Source organism: Candidatus Aminicenantes bacterium, assembly GCA_026393795.1.
GTDB lineage: Bacteria > Acidobacteriota > Aminicenantia > UBA2199 > UBA2199 > UBA2199.
Genome location: JAPKZL010000241.1, coordinates 1 through 1,808 on the forward strand (window position 1 = coordinate 1; position 1,808 = coordinate 1,808).

Sequence of the window (1,808 nt, forward strand, 5' to 3'; positions counted from 1 at the left end):
ATCACGCCCAAGCTGCCGCCCATTTCCCCGTTTTTTGCCAGGAGATCGTCCTGCTGGCTCTGTCCAATGACATAGAACCGGCCAGAAAGCAATTGGAAAGGATCGAACCCCTGCTGCTCTATCTCCTGAAAAAAATGGGCGATGGACGCTTTTTTCAAGCGGCCTACCTAGACGACCTGCAGGCGGTGCGCCAGGAGGACTTCAACGAGAACTGGTGGACGGGGCCCGGCTATTTCTGGTTCGGCAAATTCCGTTTCATGGCCAAGCTGAGCACCCGCAACCTCATCCTCTGGCAGACCCTGTCCGCCGAGAGCCGGGCCAGGGAGTCGCTGTCGGCCAACCCGCCGCAAGAGGAAGTCAACAGACTACTGGACCGTTTCCGCCATGGTGACGGCGAGGAGTGGCCGAACGTCGGCTCGGACCGCTTTTACCGCTGGCACGATTCCCTCCGGGCCGGCCGCACGCTGGTCAAGCTGGCCTTGCTGCTGGAACGGCTGCAGCGTTTCGGCATGAATGCCAACGAAGTGGTCGCCCTGCTCGTTTCCGACCTGGGAGTGAACGAGCTGACCGGGGAACCGTGGAAGATCATGCAGGCGCCCGACAAGGCAATCATCCGCGTGACCAGCCAGGCCGAATTCACGGTACGTCCCGTCAACTACGCAGCCGACCACGCCGTCGTCATCGCCGAGTTGGAAAGGCTCGCCGCGGCCATCGGCGCAACGGGCAATCACCCGGAGCCGTGAACACGTATCAACTGAGGCGATCTTGGGGGATTTTATATAGTGAAAACTTGACATGCGGCTGCATCAGGAAAAAGTGTTTGTCCGCCGAAAACAAAGTCAAATCGTGATCAACCACATTTTGCAACACGATCAAATCGGAAATGCCGACTTTGTTGATGCCGTGCTTTAAATTGATGGTTTGATATTCAATGATCCTGTGTTAGGGGATGAATCGTTTGTGGAAAAGGCATTGGAGCGTTATGAGCGAAGATTAGAGCCGGACGGGATGAAGAAAAAGCGGCGGGACGATTTTTACTTTGAACCAGTAGCCAAGGTAATTCAAGAGTTTGAACGGGATAAGGGTATAAAAATTGATGATATAAATATAGGAAAATTGAATGGAAAACGATTGCGAACGGAACTGCTGGTACTTTTGCATGATTTGACGGGCTTGAAGTACCGGGAAATTATTGAAATACCGATCTTTTCCGATTTGCATTATTTGTCAATGTCCCGTTTGTACCACAATTTTAGCAAGAAGAAAGAGGGGCCGAAATAAACATTTTCATATTTTCATAGTCCGTCCCTTTTGTGTGATATTAGAGGAAACCGAGATATTTTGAATAATGCAGCGGATGAGATTGATATACGCGGGGCGCTTCATCATGCGCTGAGTCTGGGGCATGGCGGTAAAAAGATATTTTCCGATTCGCGATTGAAAGAAACTTTCAGCAATTTGTTTGGAGATACATCCCAAAAGCCTTAGGGGTTCGATCTCCAGGTTCCAGAAATCATCCTCGTCACCAGCTTTCACTTTGTTATCGTTGGATTATTAATAAAATTGACAAAACCATATCGATCATGATATCGTAATACAAAATGGATCGATGGAGGTATTGACATGCAAACAGTAACCGTGTCGCCAAAATATCAAATCGTTATACCCAAGACAGTCAGAAAGGCATTTAACCTTCGTCCGGGCCAAAAAATGCAGGTGATTGAATATGCCGGACGCATCGAGCTTATTCCGGAATGCGATATCAATGAACTCCGTGGATTCCTCAAGGGCATCAATACGGAATTCAA

At 49.5% G+C, this 1,808-nt stretch carries 4 protein-coding genes; 3 read left to right on the top strand and 1 reads right to left on the bottom strand.

All coding sequences use genetic code 11. The features are described 5' to 3' along the window. Positions 1-743, top strand: a 743-nt coding sequence (locus NTW95_12430; GenBank protein ID MCX6558214.1) for a hypothetical protein, incomplete at its 5' end; no start/stop codon positions are given. A gap of 217 nt (positions 744-960) precedes the next feature. Continuing rightward, the gene (locus NTW95_12435) at positions 961-1,281 is read left to right on the top strand and encodes a hypothetical protein (protein MCX6558215.1); all 321 of its coding nucleotides are present in this window, start codon (positions 961-963) and stop codon (positions 1,279-1,281) included. 6 nt (positions 1,282-1,287) lie between these two features. On the opposite strand, the gene NTW95_12440 is transcribed toward NTW95_12435, so the two are convergent. Further along, positions 1,288-1,536: a hypothetical protein gene (locus NTW95_12440; GenBank protein ID MCX6558216.1), complete on the bottom strand. Its 249-nt coding sequence runs from the start codon at positions 1,534-1,536 to the stop codon at positions 1,288-1,290. An 87-nt stretch (positions 1,537-1,623) separates the two neighbouring features. Here NTW95_12440 and NTW95_12445 point away from each other — a divergent pair. Continuing rightward, positions 1,624-1,808, top strand: a 185-nt coding sequence (locus NTW95_12445; protein ID MCX6558217.1) for an AbrB/MazE/SpoVT family DNA-binding domain-containing protein, incomplete at its 3' end; no start/stop codon positions are given.